The organism is Prevotella sp. LMAG:51 (genome assembly GCF_008680225.1).
GTDB classification, from domain to species: domain Bacteria; phylum Bacteroidota; class Bacteroidia; order Bacteroidales; family Bacteroidaceae; genus Prevotella; species Prevotella pectinovora.
This window is the reverse complement of record NZ_NALQ01000018.1, coordinates 137179-158337: the sequence shown is the minus strand read 5'-3', so window position 1 is coordinate 158337 and position 21159 is coordinate 137179. Positions and strand designations below refer to the sequence as shown.

Annotated in this window: 20 protein-coding genes and 1 pseudogene; 18 read left to right on the top strand and 3 right to left on the bottom strand. The window is 38.0% G+C overall.

Annotated elements, in window-relative coordinates; genetic code table 11:
• Positions 1-395: 395 nt before the first annotated feature.
• From CCC32_RS06795 to ltrA, 7 genes are all read left to right on the top strand, one after another.
• Positions 396-2234, top strand: a complete 1839-nt coding sequence (locus CCC32_RS06795; protein ID WP_287073232.1) for a radical SAM protein — start codon at positions 396-398, stop codon at positions 2232-2234.
• 2 nt (positions 2235-2236) lie between these two features.
• Complete coding sequence (locus tag CCC32_RS06790) at positions 2237-2419, top strand: hypothetical protein (RefSeq protein WP_264949015.1); 183 nt, start codon at positions 2237-2239, stop codon at positions 2417-2419.
• Between the two features lie 118 nt (positions 2420-2537).
• Positions 2538-4580: a TonB-dependent receptor gene (locus CCC32_RS06785; protein ID WP_287073231.1), complete on the top strand. Its 2043-nt coding sequence runs from the start codon at positions 2538-2540 to the stop codon at positions 4578-4580.
• Between the two features lie 29 nt (positions 4581-4609).
• A complete protein-coding gene (locus CCC32_RS06780) occupies positions 4610-5398 on the top strand; it encodes a hypothetical protein (protein ID WP_287073230.1) in 789 nt (262 codons plus the stop codon).
• A gap of 118 nt (positions 5399-5516) precedes the next feature.
• Positions 5517-7715 (top strand): peptidase domain-containing ABC transporter, encoded by a 2199-nt coding sequence (locus CCC32_RS06775; protein ID WP_287073229.1) that lies wholly within the window; start codon positions 5517-5519, stop codon positions 7713-7715.
• Between the two features lie 12 nt (positions 7716-7727).
• Entirely contained in the window at positions 7728-8201 is a 474-nt protein-coding gene (locus tag CCC32_RS06770; RefSeq protein WP_287073228.1) for a hypothetical protein, read from the top strand.
• 446 nt (positions 8202-8647) lie between these two features.
• Positions 8648-10054, top strand: coding sequence for a group II intron reverse transcriptase/maturase (gene ltrA, locus CCC32_RS06765; protein ID WP_153136868.1), 1407 nt, complete (start codon positions 8648-8650; stop codon positions 10052-10054).
• Positions 10055-10483: 429 nt separating this feature from the next.
• Here the strand turns inward: ltrA and CCC32_RS06760 are convergent.
• A pseudogene (locus tag CCC32_RS06760) lies at positions 10484-10684 on the bottom strand (prolyl oligopeptidase family serine peptidase); the annotation flags it as partial.
• A gap of 204 nt (positions 10685-10888) precedes the next feature.
• On the opposite strand from CCC32_RS06760, the gene CCC32_RS06755 reads away from it, so the two are divergent.
• The 3 genes from CCC32_RS06755 to CCC32_RS06745 all read left to right on the top strand — a co-directional run bounded on the left by CCC32_RS06755 (position 10889) and on the right by CCC32_RS06745 (position 13291).
• Positions 10889-11437 (top strand): hypothetical protein, encoded by a 549-nt coding sequence (locus tag CCC32_RS06755; RefSeq protein WP_287073227.1) that lies wholly within the window; start codon positions 10889-10891, stop codon positions 11435-11437.
• A gap of 753 nt (positions 11438-12190) precedes the next feature.
• Entirely contained in the window at positions 12191-12622 is a 432-nt protein-coding gene (locus CCC32_RS06750; RefSeq protein ID WP_287073226.1) for a DUF6712 family protein, read from the top strand.
• 57 nt (positions 12623-12679) lie between these two features.
• Positions 12680-13291 carry a hypothetical protein gene (locus CCC32_RS06745; protein ID WP_287073225.1) on the top strand — a complete coding sequence of 204 codons (612 nt, stop codon included), beginning with the start codon at positions 12680-12682 and terminating at the stop codon, positions 13289-13291.
• Between the two features lie 224 nt (positions 13292-13515).
• On the opposite strand, the gene CCC32_RS06740 is transcribed toward CCC32_RS06745, so the two are convergent.
• Positions 13516-14532 (bottom strand): nucleotidyl transferase AbiEii/AbiGii toxin family protein, encoded by a 1017-nt coding sequence (locus tag CCC32_RS06740; protein ID WP_287073222.1) that lies wholly within the window; start codon positions 14530-14532, stop codon positions 13516-13518.
• Positions 14529-15131: a DUF6088 family protein gene (locus tag CCC32_RS06735; protein ID WP_287073219.1), complete on the bottom strand. Its 603-nt coding sequence runs from the start codon at positions 15129-15131 to the stop codon at positions 14529-14531. Before CCC32_RS06735 ends, CCC32_RS06740 begins: the two co-directional genes overlap by 4 nt.
• 156 nt (positions 15132-15287) lie before the next feature.
• On the opposite strand from CCC32_RS06735, the gene CCC32_RS06730 reads away from it, so the two are divergent.
• The 8 genes from CCC32_RS06730 (at position 15288) to CCC32_RS06695 (ending at position 21159) form a co-directional block, all read left to right on the top strand.
• The gene (locus CCC32_RS06730) at positions 15288-15527 is read left to right on the top strand and encodes a hypothetical protein (protein ID WP_287073216.1); all 240 of its coding nucleotides are present in this window, start codon (positions 15288-15290) and stop codon (positions 15525-15527) included.
• Between the two features lie 85 nt (positions 15528-15612).
• Complete coding sequence (locus CCC32_RS06725; protein ID WP_287073214.1) at positions 15613-16473, top strand: hypothetical protein; 861 nt, start codon at positions 15613-15615, stop codon at positions 16471-16473.
• 469 nt (positions 16474-16942) lie between these two features.
• Positions 16943-17434 (top strand): hypothetical protein, encoded by a 492-nt coding sequence (locus CCC32_RS06720; RefSeq protein WP_287073212.1) that lies wholly within the window; start codon positions 16943-16945, stop codon positions 17432-17434.
• Between the two features lie 78 nt (positions 17435-17512).
• On the top strand, positions 17513-18436 hold the full coding sequence (locus tag CCC32_RS06715) for an IS982 family transposase (RefSeq protein WP_287071600.1): 924 nt from the start codon (positions 17513-17515) through the stop codon (positions 18434-18436).
• A gap of 398 nt (positions 18437-18834) precedes the next feature.
• Entirely contained in the window at positions 18835-19032 is a 198-nt protein-coding gene (locus CCC32_RS06710) for a hypothetical protein (RefSeq protein ID WP_287073241.1), read from the top strand.
• A 35-nt stretch (positions 19033-19067) separates the two neighbouring features.
• The gene (locus CCC32_RS06705) at positions 19068-19202 is read left to right on the top strand and encodes a hypothetical protein (protein WP_287073238.1); all 135 of its coding nucleotides are present in this window, start codon (positions 19068-19070) and stop codon (positions 19200-19202) included.
• Positions 19203-19315: 113 nt separating this feature from the next.
• Positions 19316-20569, top strand: coding sequence for an ATP-binding protein (locus tag CCC32_RS06700; protein ID WP_287073210.1), 1254 nt, complete (start codon positions 19316-19318; stop codon positions 20567-20569).
• Positions 20570-20805: 236 nt separating this feature from the next.
• Positions 20806-21159, top strand: a complete 354-nt coding sequence (locus tag CCC32_RS06695; RefSeq protein ID WP_287073208.1) for a type II toxin-antitoxin system RelE/ParE family toxin — start codon at positions 20806-20808, stop codon at positions 21157-21159.

Sequence of the window (21159 nt, the reverse complement as noted above, 5' to 3'; positions counted from 1 at the left end):
CCTACGAGGGTTTCACTAAGTAACATGTAAAAAATATCTTGTGCAATTTTTATCGTACACTCTTAGGAATAGCACACTACTATCGTTAATTTTCTGCGCAAGTTATTTTTGAACATTACTAAAATAAAGATTAAATTGGAAATAGCTACCTACAATTTATAATAGAAATAGGCAATAGCATTCTCTATGCCTATTTCTAGAAAAACACCTTTTATATGCATGTTTATTAATCTTTAACATAAAAATATGTGATAACTCTGAAAAAAATACTTATATTTGCATTATGAAATAGTCTTTAAGTAATAGTTGTTCATTTTTTAAAAGATTGCAACATATAGGAAAAAGACTTTAGTAAAATAATAGGCATTAATTTGTTTGTTAATAACAATAGCATTATGAATAAAAAAATTGTATTGAATTGGCTTCCTCCTGCTAGTACAGACATGCCTTCACCGGCCATGACTGTACTGAAAGGTGCATTACAAAAAGCTGGCTTTAATTGTAAAATCTTATATTGGAATATTCTCTTTGAGGATATTATAAGATTTTATTTGCGAGAGTCTTCAATGGACAAAATATCAGAAGTTGATTATTTAGGAGTATTTTATGCCTACATCGCAATAGAGAAAAATGACAAGGATGCTTTGTTAAAACAAGAGATTATTTTAAAATCATTAAATCCACACTATTTTAGTTCTTCTTTTGATTTTAAAAAGCATATAAGGGATGCTGTGTCATTATTGAAAAATCGTATTAAGGAAGTCTTAAGCTCTGAGTTACAAGAGACTCCTTTTATGATGGGATTTTCTATGAATCTTTTTCAATGGATTCCTGCTTCAATTTTAGCAAAAGAAATAAAGATTCTTTACCCAAACTGTAAGATTGCTATTGGAGGAATTGGTAATCCAAATCTGGCAAAAGCTTTTCTCCAAAATTTTCCTCAATTTGATTTTGCATTATGGGGAGAAGGAGAAATTAGTCTTGTGAAATTGGCATTTAATTTGGATAATCCTGCGATTGTTCCTCATATGGCATATCGTGTAAAAAATAACAATATCGAATTGTCACTTCAACGTATTGAGAGCTATCCTTCACTAAATGACTGCTTCAATAGTGATTTCGATGATTATTTCAATGTATATAAGGGAACGAGGGATAAAATAAATTTAACAATTGAAAGTAGTCGTGGATGTCATTGGAATAGATGCAAATTTTGTTTCTTGAATCAAGGTTATCGTTATCGAGTAAAATCGCCAGAAGATATCATAAGCGAAATTCGTTTTTTGATATCCAAATATAATGTGTTCAATTTTTCATTTCTTGATAATGATGTTATTGGCAATGATTATTCTCGTTTTCATAACCTATTAACCTTGTTATCTGGTTTAAAGCAAGATTATCCTAATTTTAAGATTAATTTGGCAGAAATTATTACAAGAGGTATTTCCAAGACGGAAGTAAAAGAAATGGCCTTGGCTGGTTTCGTTTATGTTCAAATAGGATACGAATCCGTCAGTGACAATATACTTGTAAAGATTAACAAGAAAAATAGTTTTGCTAGCAATCTTTTGTTCATTAAATGGGCAATTGAGTATGACATTAACGTAGTAGGATTAAATGTACTAAGAGGTTTATTAGACGAAACAGATGCAGATATACTAGAAAGTATTGATAATCTGTATTTTATGAGATTTTATAAAAGTGTAGGCAACATCAAGCATAATGTGTCAATGCTAGCTGTTAATGAAATGTCACGCTATTATAAGGAAATATGTTCAAACGGAAAGACGAACGAAATGTATTATGACCCTGTAATGGAACGACTACCTAAGGGGTATGTCCGTCATGACGATGAATTTAAAATCTATCAATTGGTAAGGAAATATCAAAATCCACTTTGGAATAATTTTGTTGCAACAGACCATTTTTTTGATGTGCATACCTTCTCATATAAGTTGATTGTGTTATCAAATAATACAATAATTTATCAAGAGAGACGAGATAACATAGAGGTTAATACTTTATCTTTTGAAAGGAACGGTATTCATTGGAAAATATTGATGTTTTGTAATGAAAAAGTTCGGTCAATAACAGAAATTTTAGAACATTTTAAAGCAACTTCGGAAACAGATATTAAAGATACAATAACTGCCCTATATAGTCAAGGGCTTCTTTATTATAGCATTTTCAGAGAAGAATGCGTAAGCATAATAAATACGAATAAAATAATTTAGGTATGAAAGAAATTAAGAAAATTTCGGTGCAGGAGTTGGATATTCTTGCCCAAGAAGCTGCTTCACTTAAAGGTGGACAGACCGTTAAGCCATTCACCAATGATATCCAAACTAATAAGCATAGTATTGTTGCTCCTGCACCTTACAAAGGGGAACCCGGGGTACACGGTTCTTTCTATATTTAAAAAAGGTATAAGAATGGTTAAACAAAACGACAAGAATAGTCTCGGCCATTTTACATATTAAACTCACTGCAGTTTAAAGTTATGACAGGGCTATTCTTGTATCTATTTAAATGGTAATATGAAACATCTTCGTTTGTTATTTCTTTTAATATTAGTTTTTGTTGGTATTAAAATGTGTGCAAGTAACAACTGTGATACAATACCAACTCAACAACTTAATGAGATTATCATCAAAAGCAATAAGCCTCATATAAAAGATGAAAATGGCATTTTAGTTGTGAACTTAACTGAAATTGTCAAAGATAAACCTGTAAGCAATATATTGGAGGCTCTTGGATATATGCCTGGTGTCACAAATAATAATGGCATGATTTGGCTGACAGGAGCGTCTAATGTCACAATTATTGTTAACGGAGAATTGACAAATATGCCATTGCAAAATCTTTATCAGTTGCTCTATACAACACCTGTTGACCGTTTAAAGAATGTTGAAATTATGTATTCTGCTCCTGCAAAGTATCATGTCAATGGAGCAGTTATTAATGTTGTTTTAAATTCACCAAAGCCACTTGATGGATTACAAGGGCAACTTCGCACAGGTTATAATCAGGCTCATTATTGTTCTTATGGTGGAGCTTTGTCTGCTACATATGCCATTAAGGATTGGACATTTGACCTTAATTATGGTCTGTCAAGAACTAAATCTTGGGGACACGAACATACATTTTCTAACCATCTACTTAACGGAACATATACAATGATAGAAGATGATATGCACCGAATTGGAAATAACTGGGCGAATACTATATACACATCAATGGGGTGGAAATCATTAAAATTGACCTATAATGGGCAAATTGTATCTGATTCAAAAATAAGAAGTTTATATGTAGGCTCCCTTGGTCGCTTTAACAATAACTACAATTTTGAGTCACCAATAAATTATCACAACATAGCTTTAAGATACGAAACTCCTATTGGTATGACAGTCGGAGGTGATTATACCTATTATAATGAAAATAGGGAACAATTCCTTTCTCAAAATTTTACAGACTTGTTAAATTCGACAAATAGTCAGATTATTAATCGCTTTCATCTTTATGTGGACCAAGAGCATCTGTTGAAAAAATGGAAACTAAATTATGGCGTTGAATACCAGCGCTCAATTGACCATAGTTTACAGGTGTATCAATCTGTAGAAATGGGTAAATTCAAGAACACACTAAATGAAGATGTAGTCAGTGTATATGTTGGCACAGAGCGTTCTTTTGATTGGGGACTGTCATTCAATATTTCGAGCAAAGGTGAATTTTGCCACAATAATTATCAGAACAACTGGAGCTTTATTCCGCAACTTGGTGTTACATATCACAAGAATCCCAAAAGTATATTCCAAGTCAATCTTAGTTCACAACGTATATATCCATTATATTGGGAACTTCATGGTGGAACAAATTATATAAACAATTATATTGTGTCCATAGGAAATACATCTCTCCTGCCATATGTCAACTATTCTACACAGTTTAATTACATTTTTAAACAGAAATATGTAGCTACGCTGTATTTCCAATATGATGACAAAGCAACAGTTTGGTTGCCATACCAGTCTCCGAATACGCAGAATCTAATCTACCAGACTATAAATATGAATTACAAACGTTTGGTAGGTATCAATCTACACTGCCCATTCAATATTGGGGATGTTTGGAAGGTAACAACCACTGCCAATTTTTTTAATCAGAGAGAAAAAGCAAGCCATTTCCATGATATAAGTTTCGATAACGATAAATGGATTTTCTATGGCAAGTTTAATAGTTCTTTAAAATTTAGCAAAAATAGTCCCATTTCATTGAGCGTAGATTTTTCATACATATCACCTTCATTACAAGGGATTGCAAACATGTCAAGTATGTGGAAGGCTGATGCGGGAGCTAAATGGCTATTCGGTAGAAAGCTTTGCTGTGAACTTGATTTGAAAGTCGATGATATATTTAATCAGTGGTCACCAACAATGACCATCAACGACAAAGGGCAAGATTACAAAATGAAGGTATTTGATATGACTAGTAATCTTAAGCTGACTTTTATTTGGCGTTTCAATGGCTTTAAGCCTAAGGATTATAGCATTGACACATCACGCTTTGGAACGGGCAAATAGAATATTTTTCACTTGTAAATCGTTTAATTATGAGATATATAGAAATTATTTTTACTTTTTTTGTAGCAATTAGTTGTCATGCACAGTCGGAAGATAGAAAAATCATTTTGATGCGAGAGAATAATATTCCTACTCAAGAATTCCATAATGAACAGATAGATAGTCTCTATAACAATTATAGTATTAATACCTATAGTCCAAAGTTGTGGTCCATAGCCCCAATTCATCCATTAGTATTATTATCTTATTGTAGAATACCTATATATTGTAGTTCGTCTGCCGAACAGGGAATAATATATCAAGGTCATGACATGACATTGTCAGGGATGGTTGCAGTTACTGCATATCCTGGTATGATGAATAAAGAAGAGGGGATGTTAGGATTTTCTTTCAGAAAAGAAAAACTACATTTTCAAGTATCTGGTATAGTAAACAAATATGGTTATTATAACAGTTTGCTTAGACAGTTAGGTATCTTCGGGCAATTAACTTATCAACTTTCGTCTCCGTTTTCATTTACAGCATTTGCATATTACTATGGTAATAATGTCATGCCATTAATGCCAAATGGGGATTTTATGACACCCTCTATGCTTGGCTATTATGAGGTTTCTAGGTTTGGCGGTTATATTAACTATAACCCATCAGAGCATTTTGGAATACAGATGGGAGGACAAGTCGTTGAACGAATGGGACCCAAAAACCATTATGAAATGGAACCAATTGTTACGCCATACATAAATGTAGGACATGGAAAGAAGAAAATAGGACTAGGACTACCTGTGGGACAAATAATATATGGCATATTTGGAAAGTAAGATTCTAACCAATTGAGGTTGTCAGATAGTGTCTTATAGGATAAATGTTTCCAATGAACATCTAGCCGAATAAGAAAAGCTGCATTTATAAATGTTACCTTGTATCATATATTGAGAAATGAGTCTTCTGTTTTATAAGCAACATGACTCCATGCAATGTGGCGTAGCTTGCTTGCAAATGATATGTAAATATTTAGGCAGAGAGTATACGGTGGACTCTCTGTCGAAACTTTGTTTTGCCACAACTGAAGGGGTTTCTCTGCTAGGTATCAATGAGGCTGCAAATACTCTTGGGCTGCATACTGTATGTGCGAGAGCAACTACTGATATGCTAAGTAATGAACCACTACCATGCATCCTTTATTGGAATCAAAATCATTTCGTTGTCCTATATAAGGTTAAAAGGAAAAAGAAATTCTATGTGGCTGACCCTGGAAAAGGATTGGTAACTTATAGCTTAAATGAGTTCAAGCAACATTGGATAAGCACCAGTTCCAATGGTGAAGACAAGGGCATTGCTATGTTTCTGGAAACAACTCCTGCATTCTTTACCTATAATATGGAGTGCGAAGAGAATGTCAAAGAAAAAAGATCTTTTCGGTTTCTCTTTGGGTATGTGAAGAAATACCGCAAGTATTTCGGACAAATCATCTTGGGATTAGTGATTGGAAGCCTTTTGCTACTTGTTTTGCCTTTCCTTACCCAATCTATAGTTGATGTTGGCATCAAGAATCAAGACATAGGGTTTGTTTGGCTTATCCTGTTGGGGCAGTTGATTCTCACTATCAGCCGAACGGCTATCGACTTTATCCGTAGGTGGTTGCTGCTTCACATTTCGCTGCGCATCAACATTTCGCTAGTGAGCAACTTCTTCATTAAGCTTTTGAAATTGCCAATGTCTTTCTTTGATACGAAACTCATGGGCGACTTGATGCAGAGAATGAACGACCATAGCCGTGTGAACAACTTCCTCACGCAGCAGACGCTCAACATCACCTTTGCCATGCTCACCTTCGTGGTGTTCTCCGTAGTGCTGTTCTTCTACAACAAGTTGGTGTTTGCCATCTTTCTGTTGGGAAGCATCCTCTATGGAGGCTGGATGACATTGTTCTTGAAGCGGAGAAAGGTGCTCGACTATGAACTGTTCGAGCAACAAGCCATCAACAACAACAAGACCTACGAATTTATCACCTCCATGCAGGAAATCAAGTTGCAGGATTGTGAGCAGCGTAGAAGATGGGAATGGGAGGACACGCAAGCAGACTTGTTCGGTGTGCAGATGAAATCGCTCAAGCTCCAACAAACTCAGGAGGCAGGAAGCATCTTCATCAATGAGGTGAAGAACATCATCATCACGGTAGTGGCTGCAACAGCCGTGATTCATGGACAAATGACACTCGGTATGATGCTTGCCGTACAATACATCATCGGACAACTCAACTCACCAGTGGAGCAACTGATGAACTTCTTCTATTCTCTGCAAGATGTGAAGATTAGCTTGGAGCGTATCAACGAGATTCACCAAATGGATGATGAGAACGGAAAGGAAGGTTTGCAAACTTCCATTGAAGACAAGAATGAGGGCATTGACATCAAGAACATCATGTTCAAGTACGACCCACATGCTTTGCGCAAGACCATAGATGATGTGAGCATTCACATTTCGCAAGGTAAGGTAACAGCCATCGTTGGTGCATCTGGCAGTGGAAAGACCACCCTCATTCGTTTGATGCTTGGTTATTATCCTGTCTTGGAGGGAAAAATCAACATAGGAAATACTGACATCAACAAACTCAACAAAAAGTGGTGGCGCAGACAATGTGGTGTTGTCATGCAGGATGGTGTTATCTTCTCGGAGAGTATTGCAAGAAATATTGCTGTTGATGATGGCGATATAGATAAGGAAAGGTTGTTGAAAGCTGCCGAGATAGCTTGCATCAAGGATTACGTGATGGCTTTGCCTCTGAAGTTCAACACTAAGATTGGGCGTGATGGCGTGGGACTGAGCCAAGGACAGAAACAGCGTATCTTGATAGCAAGGGCGGTGTATAAGAATCCTGACTATATCTTCCTTGACGAGGCAACCAACTCGCTAGATGCTAACAACGAGAGAAGCATCGTGGAGAACTTGGATAAGTTCTACAAGGGCAAGACTGTTGTGATTGTGGCTCATCGCCTAAGTACGGTGAAGAATGCCGACCAAATCGTGGTCATCGACCATGGCAAAGTGGTTGAGGAAGGCAACCATGAGTCTTTGACCGCCAAGCGAGGGGCATACTATAATCTTGTGAAGAATCAGTTGGAATTGGGAAACTAAAAAGCGTTTGATATGGAAGAAAAAGAATCAGATGATAATATCGAATTGAGAAGCGAGAAGGTGAGGAACGTGATAGGTAAAGTTCCTCCTCGCCTCGTCAGCTTGGGAACGGTTGTCATTACGATAATAGTCCTCGCCCTCGCAGTTGCTTTCTACAAGATACCTTATCCTATATCCATAGAGGTTAATGGTGAGGTCATCAATCAAAGAACAGTGCAAGTGTTTGTACCATATAAGTATTTGCATCTTTTCGATGAGCCAAGGACAGCTCATGTTTCTTTCGAGGGCAACGACAATGCATCTTATAACTGCAACATCATAAGCCATAATGCCAAACTCATACATAGGGAAGATGGCAACTATTTTATGGCTACAGCCACTGTGAGCACACAGGGACAAAATACCCCAATATTGCAACAGTACATGAAAGCCGATGTCAGAATCATCTTCAGCAATAAAACGTTATGGCAACAGGTATTCGGATAAACTATATCCGAATACCTGCTGTTGTACGCTCGGCATGAGCATTGTCTAACGGGTGAAAGTCCCGAGTAAGCCCTAATAGCGGGAATTACATAGCCAAGAGCAAGGGTGTTCATCGTAAGGTGAAATCTGAAGGAAGCTGGCGGCAAACATCTGACCTAACGAACAGAAACTTCATATAAGGCATTTGACCATGGATAAGATTGCAACACAAATCAAAGTCCCATAGCTATTCGGAATGGTCGGTGTAAATGAAGTAGGTATAAGATGGAAAGACAATGCCCTTATCCGAGGAGGTCTCACGGACGCTTCAAATAGTTGTTTTTACGAAAGAAGCGGAGTAAAGCTTGCCGTGAGAAGTCAGCAGACGCCATAGTAGTGCAATACTCGATAATGTTGCATAAAGGGCAGAACCTATATATTAAACGATAGTAATTGAAACATACCTTATGAAGGAAAGAATGCAGAAAACATTATCCCAAGTTAATGGCTGTCCCCAAAGAGATAGGTCGGAAACCGAATGGTATGGGGGAGTGCAGACCTTTATGTGGATGTGTGAAGACAACATCGTGGAAGTACCATTCGACAAGGAACACCTTTTCGAGCAAATCCTTAGTCCTGCAAATCTCAGCCGAGCCTACAAAGCAGTGATGAGAAACAAGGGCTGTGGTGGTATCGACAAGATGTCATGTGAGCAGCTGCTCCCATGGCTCTTGACCAATAAGGACGTGCTCATCCGTTCCTTGATGGACGGTTCTTACCGTCCGAACCCAGTGAAAAGGGTAGAAATACCCAAAGACAATGGCAAGAAGCGCCTGTTAGGAATACCTACAGTAGTAGACCGTCTGGTGCAACAAGCCATCAACCAAGTACTGACTCCCATCTATGAGAACCAATTCTCCAAGACGAGCTACGGCTTCCGCCCGAGAAAAGGATGCCATGACGCACTGCGAGGAGCGCAAAGGATAATCAACGAAGGCTACATATATGTAGTAGACCTTGACCTTGAACGCTTCTTCGACACGGTGAGTCATAGCAAACTCATAGAAATCCTCAGCCGTACGATAAAAGACGGCAGAGTTGTCAGTCTTATACACAAATATCTCCGAAGTGGTGTAATGAACAAAGGCTTGTTCGAAGCGAGCGAGGAAGGGACTCCCCAAGGAGGACCGCTAAGTCCGTTGTTGAGTAACATCATGCTCAACGAACAGGATAAAGAACTTGAACGCAGAGGGCTTCCCTTTGTACGCTATGCAGATGACTCGATGATATTCTGCAAGTCCAAGAGGGCTGCAATGCGAGTGAAGGAGTCTATAACCCGATTTATAGAGAATACTCTATATCTCAAAGTCAACAAGGAAAAGACCGTAGTGTCGTATGTGCGCGGAGTGAAATACCTCGGCTACTCCTTTTATGTGAAGAAAGGCAAATGCCAACTCACGGTACATCCAAAGTCCAAAGCTAAGATGAAGTCAAGGTTGAAAGAACTGACAAGTCGCAGCAATGGTTGGGGATATGCCAAGAGAAAGCAAAAACTGAAAGAATACATAAGAGGATGGGTTGGTTATTATCATCTTGCCGATATGAAAAGTCTTTTACGTAAAACAGACAAATGGTTAAGACGTAGAATCCGCATGTGTATATGGAAAGCTTGGAAGAAACCCAAGACAAAAGTGGCAAACCTCATTAAATGTGGTATCAATAAATACCAAGCATACGAATGGGGTAATACTCGCAAGGGCTATTGGCGCATAGCTGACAGTCCTGTATTAACGAGGGCGATAAACAACAATAATCTGCGCTCTGCAGGGTATGCTACTTTAATGGATGCGTATCTCGAATGGTATCCAAAATAGGAACCGCCGTATGCCGAACGGCACGTACGGTGGTGTGAGAGGTCGGAAAACGAAAGTAGGAAGAAAACTGCTTCGTTTTCCTCCTACTCGATTGTTTTTGGATGCATATTGTGTTGGTAAGCATCAGATTTTACGCAAAAGTTCTAAATTCCATAAATTTCTCCTAGCGTGTTATGGGATATTTAGAAATTTATCGTATCTTTGTACCCGAATTGAGGCGTTCTTTGCATATTGCAAAATACAGAAACGAGCAGAAGTCCGCTCGTTTCCATATTGTTACCTATATAATATAGGCAAACGCCCAACTTCTTGATTTTCAATCAAAGTCCAATTTAGAGCGAGTTACCTTGATTATTTTGGAGTTTATGCGACTTCGTCGCAATCTTCTGCAAACTTAGAGGTCATTAGGGCACAAACCGAAATCTGCCATTATTTCATCTTCATTCCCATGTTATACATTATGAAGCCGTAGATGTCGGCTGTCTCTTCCATCACCTTAGACAATGGTTTGCCGCTGCCATGGCCTGCCTTGCTGTCGATACGGATCAGGACTGGGGCCCTGCCTGCCTGACACTCCTGCAGACGGGCAGCGAACTTGAACGAATGGGCAGGAACCACACGGTCGTCGTAGCCAGGGCAGAAGCAATAAATAGTGTTTTCATTCGCATATAAATTTATAATGCAAACTTACTCAAAAATTCCCGAAATATAGTACATCGACGGAATAAATGCCGATATTTGAAAATATAATCTTACCTTTGCATTAACCATGACAACTGGCTCAGCAAATGTATAACACTTACTCACAAGCATAAAAAAGAAACACATATATATATGGAATTGAATAAAGACATCAAGAATCTGGAACAGCTGTTCCACACCGACCTCCACCAATACCTGCTCTCCATCGGAAAAGTGGACGAGCGTCTGCCTGAGGCTCCCGACATCGAGGAACTGTGGCAGAAAATCGGCGAGAGCTATCTGCCCGACGGGATGAGGGAGTTCAACGCCTACCCCACCGTGTCGCTCGGATGGATGATGTTCATCGGAATGGCGATAGCGAAATATTGGGACACCGACTGGGAACTCTACAGCAAAGTTGGCGACCTGTATAAATATCTGAGAGACCAGCGCGACTTCGACCACATGGACGACTACATCTGCGAGAAAGTATTGCTGCTCGCCGAGGAGGACCACGCCATGATGACAAAGACCGTGGGCGAATGTGCCTCACGCACATACAACCTGCTCTACCACCAGCACCTCGAACCCGGCACTCCCGAGGTTTTCCAGGGTTATGTGTCTGCCCTCCACCAGATGTATCTCATGGGCATGTCGATGGAACTGAAACGCCTCGGCTACCACATGACGAAGCTGAACTGACAAACACGGGGCACAGGGCATCGTTTCAGGCAAAACATCGGCAAATGTAAAGATTTTGCCATATCATCTGAAATCACGCGAAAACTGTCAGATCATCAGGTTTTCTTCATAGCGCATTGGCATACAGGCAGTTAGCGACCTGACAGTTGTTTTCAATTGTCTGGATGGTTTGAAACTGTCTGGATGATTTGAAACTGTCAGGAATTATCTGATGAGAGAAATTACATGTGTCGGCAGAATCTTGGAAACAGGAATATGGTATTACAACATTAACCCAAATCGGCCATTAGGGCTTGCTTGTATTTTGCTCTTTTAGAAGAGTGTATTTTGTTTGTCTTTTAATGAGTAATAGCGAGCTATTGCGAATTAAAAACAAGCAAAAGACGCCTTATAAAAGGCAAAAGGCAGCAAGCAGTCATGAAAAATAAAGTAAACGTCCTAATGACCGTTTGGGGTTAACTTATTGGGCAGACGTCTGACACAGATTCTGCCCAACTGGGGCAAGCACGTTGCCCATGATGGGCAAGCATCGTGCCCCGGTTGGGCAAGCAGCGTGCCCATTTTACATACAAAAACGGTCATTATGGTGAAGCAGTGAAGCAGGTCGGTGGAAAACATGGTGTATGCCAACCAGCAGCAATACTACGATGCAATTACCGCCAACAGCAATGCTGCCGACTCCGGACCATAAAAAAACAAATCGTATTTCTAGAAGATACTCTGAAGAGATACGTTCCCAACACTCTCAAAGAGGTGGCTGGCGACCAATATTATTTCTTCGCAAGTACTATGTTCCCGACTCTTGATGTGGTCCACAACCTCGGATATCATGAGCATATATGGGCGAAATACCTGGAGACAATCATCATCATTGAGGAGAAACTGGCTAATGACTATTTCTCTGATAGTTTAATGGAAACCCTTCGGGAATATATCATCAGGAACGACTTTTCAGACTCTCCCGATCCTAATGCATATCTGAAATTAAGCAACCGTATTCGTGCGATAGAGTTCTCAATACTGAGAACTGGCGAATTCCCAATACCGTCCATCATCGATGCCGTCAATTTCATACGAACAAGCAACAAAGAACTTTTCCAAAACTGGAAACAATCTGACACCGCCAGACTCTTTGATAACCATGGATATAAAAATAAAAAGCAAACTGGTGGATACTTCTTTTGATTTATATTTTATTTTTCTTACTTTTGCACAAAATAATTATATAAATAATCTTACAATATGATACCTAATTTAACTCTTTACATTTGTGCAGATGGCATTTGGTCTTTACTATCCACTCTGTTAATTATGTTTATTGTATTTACAATTAATGAAATATATAAATCTTTGAGATATAAATACAATGTAAAACTGTTGGAAAAAAGAATTTCTAAATTACCTAATTCAAAATATTGTTATCCTTTATATGAGTATAACAAATTAGAAGCTTTTGTTTTTAATTTTTCTAGTAAAAAAATATGGTTTGTTACATATTGGGACACAAAAAGTATATTATTTGAACAAATCTGTAAAGTTATAATTTATGTTGGTAATGATATATTATTCTATAAAGAATCAAAGACAAAAACTTCTTTCATAGGTGCTGACTTTGGAGCAAAAATGATTAAGAATGTATCTGACATCAAAACTGCACAAAATATTCGAATGCAAATAATATGCACAGATAAAGATTATGACCAATTTAATTTAATTCTTAATGAATATCCCATAAATTATGAGCTAAAAGATCCTACAGATGCTTTTACAAAAGCATACTATAAGAGATTGGATGAAGTTAAAATAACTTTTGGTTACGTAGCTAAAATAATAGATGATTATGATAATAAATAATTTGTCTTTTCCCCCACCCAAATGCTTCCCTACTTTCGCAGTATGGAAGTATTTTTCAATTTATCTCCCTCAAATAAGACTTCTACGAAGGCTGTGGAAGCCTCAGTCTGTCTTATTTAAAAAGACATAAGACGAATGAAGCCACTGGACTCTAACGAACGGCAGCTTCGTGACGTGTGTATATTTGAGGTGAATGGGATTGAGGTGTATATGTAGACCCTCCTTTATTTTATTTTCCTAAATCGTTTTTGTAATTCTTTCATACGGTCTATAAGTTCTACAAACGATAGTTTAGTACCGTATATGAAGTGGTCGCACATTTCTGCATAGTCTGACTTCCAATCTGGAATAAGTCCTTCATGAGGTATGAAATCTATCACATTTGGCATTAACTTGTCATAATCAACATATCCAACTGAATAATATATAGAGCGATGTTTTACTATACGTTCATACAAGTTTTTGTCCTCTAATGCCTGTTTGCCAAAATCCGTGTCCATCAAACGCTCCAAATCATACAGGTGTCTGGACATACGAATATGGCGAGGTTCCTTCTTCTGAAACTCCTCACACAACAGAAACGCCTTTTCCAAGAATGTTCGTGTGGGCACTACTGTCCTGATGGTTGTGCTAGTAGCATCATCCTCTCCAGGAAATGTCTGTTCAACATACGAAGATATCAGTCGGTCTTCTGTCGGTTCATTCATAGACAAACAACTAATCTCTATTTTTACTCTTGGCGGTATGTATTCATTGGTGGTTTTCAAAATAGAATTATAGTGAACCAATATCACTGATGGGTCTTTATCACTCGCAACAGTCGTTGCGACACCATTGTCATCTATTGTTTTTTCTACATTTTCTATACGAAACCCTTTTATACCCATGCTCTTCAAGTTGTCTTCCAATTCATTGGAGATAACATCAAGTATATATCGGCGTGCTTTCTTGCGAAGTTTCTCACGTTGGTTCTTGGTAGTTTTTTCTATTCCAAAAAATGTATGGTTGACGGACAGATCAATGTCTTCACTGAATCTTTCTATCAAGTTCCAACCTTTGCTAAGACTTGTACCTCCTTTGAAAATGAGTTCTTTTGAGCATGAACATTTGAATAAGGCGTTGAGTACCATTGTCACCCAACAATCCTTCTCTAATGCTAATTGGTTGATATGAAATTTCTCCTCTGCACGTTGTAGCAATGCTATACGCTCTGCTTTTGTATGTTTTACCCAAAGTGTCATGATTTATTGGCGTTATTAATGATATTCGTTATTAGTTTTCTCATCCATATTGGCATCAATAAGATGTCAAGTTTGAAGTGTTCCATGCGTTTCTCATTGTCTATGAGCTTACTTATCTGGACAATTTCCTGCTTACTGATATTTTTTTCACCTAAACTTTTCAGGGCTTGCATCAATAAGGCTCCTAATGTAGTCTTGAAAACGAAATTTTTTGGAACGCTTCTTTTCAGTTCTATTAGACGATCACCCAATTTCAGTTTTCTGCTACTTCCTGATGTTAAATAGGTGTACTTTGTTGGCACTTGTGTGGATAATCCTAACATATTAAGTGCTGTCATCCCGCATGGCTGTACCTTGGATTTGTCACGATGGGCTATTGCTTTTACCATTTCGTCTACCGAAGGGTACACTATTCCAAATCGTGTGCTCTTCGGGCGAAGATACATACCTTTAGCCAATCTGACAATGTTTCCTTTTTTTTCTTCCGCAGAAAGGGCACGGCTTACCACCTTCTCATTACCATTAAGGTCTGAGAAGTCAGAAATGAAGAGAATCTGCCCTTCATGCATATTTTCTATTCGTTTCGTTATTTCTGACATACCTTTTTATATTGTACCACAAAAGTACTCAAATCTAATTATATGCAGAAATGTATTAATAATAAATTAACTTATTTTAAGTGGAAAACATTGCAAAAGTTTTCCACACTACAGTGAGGATTAAATATGTAGGGTTTTGCCAGGAAGCAACGCCTTATGCCGTACTTCAACCGCCAGAACAACAATGACCTTATCCTCGCCACCCAATCCGCAGGAGTGAAGCGGGGTTGCAACGGTTTCCGCAAGAACAAAAGTTTGGAGAAGCAGCCGGAGTCCGAAGAAGACCTTCTCGAACACCGTACCGACGGCACCGATGCCTTCGACACGCTCTACATCGGCTGCGAGAAGTTCCCACAGCACGATTTATACCCAATTGCGATTGGTGGAGCGAGATAAATAAAAAAATATAATAATTTTATTTTTTTTATTGAAAAAACATTTATACTTTTGCAAATATAATACATATTAAAAGGTTAGAATTATGAGAAAATCATTAACTACACTATCCCTAATTCTACTTCTCTTGATAAGCATGACATCGTGTAAAACAAATTTTTATCAAGTGTATACAGTAGAAACAGAAGGGGCTGAACAAGTTGACAACTCTCTTGTATTTGAAAACAACGACTGCAAAGTTTATTACAACCTGTGGTCTAATAATGGTAAGCTATCCTTCGTCTTTTTGAACAAGACCGATAAAGATATTTTCATAAATTTAGGACAGACCTTTTTTATAAAAAATGGTTTTGCAATAGACTATTATCAAGGGCGTACATATACAGATCAAACTTATGTACAAACATCATCATCAATAAGTTTTGGTAACACAAAGCTAAAAGGAAACGGCTATTGGAGCAACAATATATATAAAGAAGATGTTTCCGTTTTTGAAAACGGAAGGTCAATAAAGAATGTCAATGCAAGGGCTAATGCTGTAACAATAAAAGAAAAGGAAATAGTTTGTATCCCTGCAAAATGCTATAAAATGTTCTCATATTATTCAGCAAATCCTTTAAGATATATTACTTGCGACAATAATAAAGATTATCCTAAAGACTTTGTAAATGTTGCAGATTTTAACAAACAAAATAGTCCATTGATCTTTTCAAACCGTATTGCATATGGATTCAACAAAGATGCAGTAGCTGAAAAACACATGGATAACAACTTTTGGATATCATCCATTATGAATTATTCACAAAACTCTGCAACAGAAGAAGTTGACGAAAAAGATGATTGTGACAAAAAAGATAAAGATTCTTATGACTTTAATCAAAAAAAGATACGCCAATTTAAAATAGGTGGTCCTAATAAATTCTATCAGTCTTACGTAAAAAAATAGATAATTAAACAGGTCTTTGTCTTACATAAGATAAAGGTCTTTTGGGGACTCAGGGGAGAATGTCTATCCACAGACAATCTCCCCTGAGTTTTTTCCACCCCTTCTCTCCACCCTCGTCTCGCGCCATGTTTCTAACGCCTTTCCTCTATGGGTTCCACCTTCAGCTTCCCTTCCTTGGGCTGAAGCCCAACCTTTGCTTCCTGCAATCTCGACGGCGAGCGTGGCTATTAGATGTCCAGTACGCTTTTGAGGAATAATAGATATTCTCCTTTCCACAACCACACAACCAAAGACATTTTCCAAAACTGGAAACAATCTGACACCGCCAGACTATTTGAAAAACCATGGATATAAAAACAAAAAACAAGCAGGAGGATACTTCTTCTAAGGGAATTAATCATATTTAACATTCGGGGGGGTACTGTGGGAATTTTATTATATCTTTGCCAAAAACTAAAAAACAATAGGTATGAAGAAACTATTTTTAATTATTATTGCGGCTTTCTTTACTGCTACAGGAGTAATTGCACAAAATGTTACAGTAACAGAGCCAGAGTTTGCAGAAGAGACACTTCTTCTGACTTCTGATAGCCAAGGAGTTAAATTGTCTCGTGAGAATGGTACTATTAAAACAAAGGCAGGAGCAAGCCTTTATCTTACAGGTATTGGTAAGGTAAAATCAAGATTGACACTTAAGGGTATTAAGTCAACCAGTAAAGCTGTTGGTGGTTCAACAACTCGTCTTATAATAAAAGCAGCAGATAACAAGACAGATCCTAACTCTTTTATTTCTGTTTTTAAGTTTGAAGTTAAAGGTAAAGAGCGTAGATACCAGTTGGCAGAGACTGGTACTTTGTCAAAGACTGAGAGTAACAACCTTTCAAGTGTTGAATATAAAGCCAAGAAATATGGTGAGAGTTCTTACTATATACCTGAGTTCGGGATAAGAAAGTCTTTATAAAAGTTGGTAATCTCAATAATTTTTAGTACCTTTATGGTTGTAAATCAATTAGTTATAAAGTAAAAGGATACTATAGTTATGGAGATTACCAAGGACAAAATTACTGAAATTTTCTGTATTATCGATGATTTTTGCCAAGAATATGATAAAGAGATTGCCCGCATGTCCATTTGTGAGCCTGACGGGCGTAAGCACCGCAATCGGAAATGTACTATGAGCCGGTCGGAAATCATGACAATACTCATCTGCTTTCATTTCAATACTTTCCGCAACTTCAAGCATTATTACCTCTTTTATGTCAAGGTGCACCTGCACGACTTGTTCCCAAAGCAGCTCTCATATAACCGCTTTGTTGAACTCGAGTCCAGAGTCGCGGTTGAGATGATGCTGTTCCTCCAACTGTTTTGCTTTGGTAGATGCACGGGTATAAGTTTCATTGACAGTACATGCATTCCTGTATGCCACAACAAGCGTATAACAAGGAATAAGGTGTTCCGTGGTTATGCAGAAAGAGGCAAAAGCACCATGGGATGGTATTTCGGTTTCAAGTTACACCTGATATGCAATGAGAGAGGTGAACTGCTTAACTTTATGCTTACGAAAGCGAATGTTGACGATAGAAATACAGATGTTTTTAACAGATTGAGTGATAATGTGTTCGGAAAATTATTCGCAGACAAAGGATATATTTCGCATGGCTTGTTTGAGAGATTGTTTAACGACGGTATAGAAATTGTCACTGGCTTGAAATGCAATATGAAAAACAAGCTTATGCCATTGTATGACAAGATTCTGTTGCGTAAAAGATCTGTCATAGAAACCATCAATGACGAACTTAAGAATGTTGCACAACTTGTACATTCAAGACATCGTAGCGTGTTCAATTTCGTAATGAATGTCCTTTCTGTTTTGGCTGCGTATAGCTTCTTTGAAAAGAAGCCATCCATCAACATTGACTATTGCATAGAGAATGTTGACGGACAGCTTGCTGTTATAAAGTAAACTTCATTTGGACTTTACAATCCTTGCATTTTGCCATCCATATTGTTTGGAGGGCAAATGTAATATGCACCTATCGGAAATCTGGCATAGCAAGAAAAACGACTGTCGCTTATCCCGAACTCAGGTTATATAGTTTTGGAAGACCTTACTGCAGGTGAGTATGGTATAGTCATTGGCGATCCTAATCATGAAAACACAAAAAACGCAATGAAAGTAACAACATTCACCGTAGAATAAATAATCCGTATAAAGGCTTTTGTCTTTTCATCCATACAAATGCTTCCGTACTTTCACAGTATGGAAGCATTTTTTAAAGGATGCTATATTATGCAGTCAATACCGGGCTGCAAAATTGGTAATTGGTGAACAGTTGTCGCTCTATTTTGGCATCGGTGGATATGTGTCCGCACATTCACGCCAAGAAGCATGGGGTTCTTCTGTTTTACCAGAAACAGGGCGCTGCTGCAAACAATTTCCTACAGACCATGCCGGTTAACGATGCTCGTAAGGCTGTTGGCATATTCAAGGACGAGTATCTGCTCGTATCGATGAAATGGAAGTTGATAAGCCTGAAGATGTTGTTGAAAGGGTTATAGAGAAAGCCATTGTCCGTAACATCAAAAAAATTATTATGACTTTCGGACGTGACTTCGCTTACATAGGCAATCAATACCATTTGGAAATGAAACTGCTGGACTCCAACGAAATCTGGCAGCTCCGCGATGTGTGTATATTTGAGGTGAATGGGATTGAGGTGTATATGTAGAGTAGCGAATTTGGCTAAAATTGTCAAATTCCTAAAGAAACAGTCTTACTTTTAAAAGAATAGTATTACCTTTGTTCCGAAAAAGTGGAACATGTACCACTTTTTCGGAATGGATGATAGTTAACAGAAGCACTTATATCGACCAATTGATTCGTTCTAAAGGCAACGGATTGATTAAAATTATAACAGGATTAAGACGTTCGGGAAAGTCTTTCTTGCTAAAGAAGCTTTTCCGACAGCACCTGTTGGATGATGGTATTAAGGAAGACCATATCATAATTATTGATATGGAGAGTCGAAAGAACAAGCCATTCAAAGACCCTGACTATTTACTTGATTGGGTAGAAAAGGAAATGAAAGACGATGATACATACTACATCATTATTGACGAGGTACAGGAAGTGAATGATTTTGTTGAGGTTCTTTCCACTCTCTCGGTAACTGAAGGCACTGATGTTTATGTTACAGGCTCTAATTCACGCTTCCTTTCATCTGATGTGGTGACAGAGTTCCGTGGGCGTGGTGATGAAATCCATGTTTGGCCTTTGTCATTCAAGGAATTTATGTCTGTTTTTCCTGGTTCAAAGGAAGATGCGTGGTCTGAATACATTATGTTTGGTGGACTTCCACAACTCTTAACTCAAATTGGCGATGACAAGAAATCCGATTTCTTGCGTAGGCTATATCGTACCGTGTATCTCCGTGACATATATGAGCGTAATGACATTACCTTAAAACCTGAATTTGAAGAGCTTTCAAAGACTGTGGCTTCAAGCATAGGCGCACCTGTCAATGCTCTTAATATTGCCAACACTTTCAAGTCTGTAAGCAACGTTCAGAATATCACGGACAAGACGGTTTCCGTATATCTTGGATATATGCAAGATGCTTTCCTTATTGAGAAGTCTGAGCGATATGACATTAAAGGACGCAAGTACATCGGCTCGCTATCAAAATACTATTATCAAGATATCGGTTTGCGCAACTCTATCATTTCTTTCCGACAAACAGAGCCAACCCACATCATGGAGAATGTCATCTATAATGAAATGCGTATGCGTGGTTGGCTCGTTGATGTTGGCAACGTTGCTCAAAGGGTAAGAAACGATAAGGGACAAAATATCCGTGTCACACTTGAAGTTGATTTCGTCTGCAATAAAGGTAGCCAACGCATTTACATACAATCGGCTTGGAGAATGCCTGATGCCGACAAAATGGAGCAGGAGAAACGTTCCTTGCGCTTAGTGAGTGATTCTTTCCGTAAACTCCTTATCGTTGGTGAGCATACAAAATCGTGGAGCGATGATGATGGAATTCAGATTATCAGCATCTATGATTTCTTGCTTGATTTGTCTTCGACAGATTAATATTGACTTTCACAATACAAACTTTAGGCTTATGGGAGATTATGAAAATTTTGATGCTGTAACTATTCAGCCTACCTTATTTAAAAATACATAAGACGAATGTAGCTGCTGGACTCTAACGAAATCCGGCAGCTCCGAGACGTGTGTATATTTGAGGTGAATGGAATTGAGATGTATATGTAATAAATGCATTACTTTTATTTGGTAGTATGTAACAAATTGATTAACTTTGCAGCATGGAAGAGAAATTGATAAGGCACATTATCTACTCGGACGAGTTCGAAGAATCCTACGCAAGTATGAACGAACAATTAAAGAAGAAATATGACTATGCTTTACAGATTGTAAAATCACAATATGTCGTCAGTTCAAAAATAGTAAAGAGCTTAGAGAATACGGACTTCTACGAACTCCGAATTTCCATCAGTTCCAACGAATACAGAACTATCCTGCTCGCTGTTGACCACGACAATTTCATACAAAGCAAAAATGTACTTCTTCTGAACTCGTTCTTGAAGAAAGATACAAAACAGTACAAGGCTGAAATAAAAAAAGCCCAAAACATTGTTAAACGTTATTTGGAGGATTGA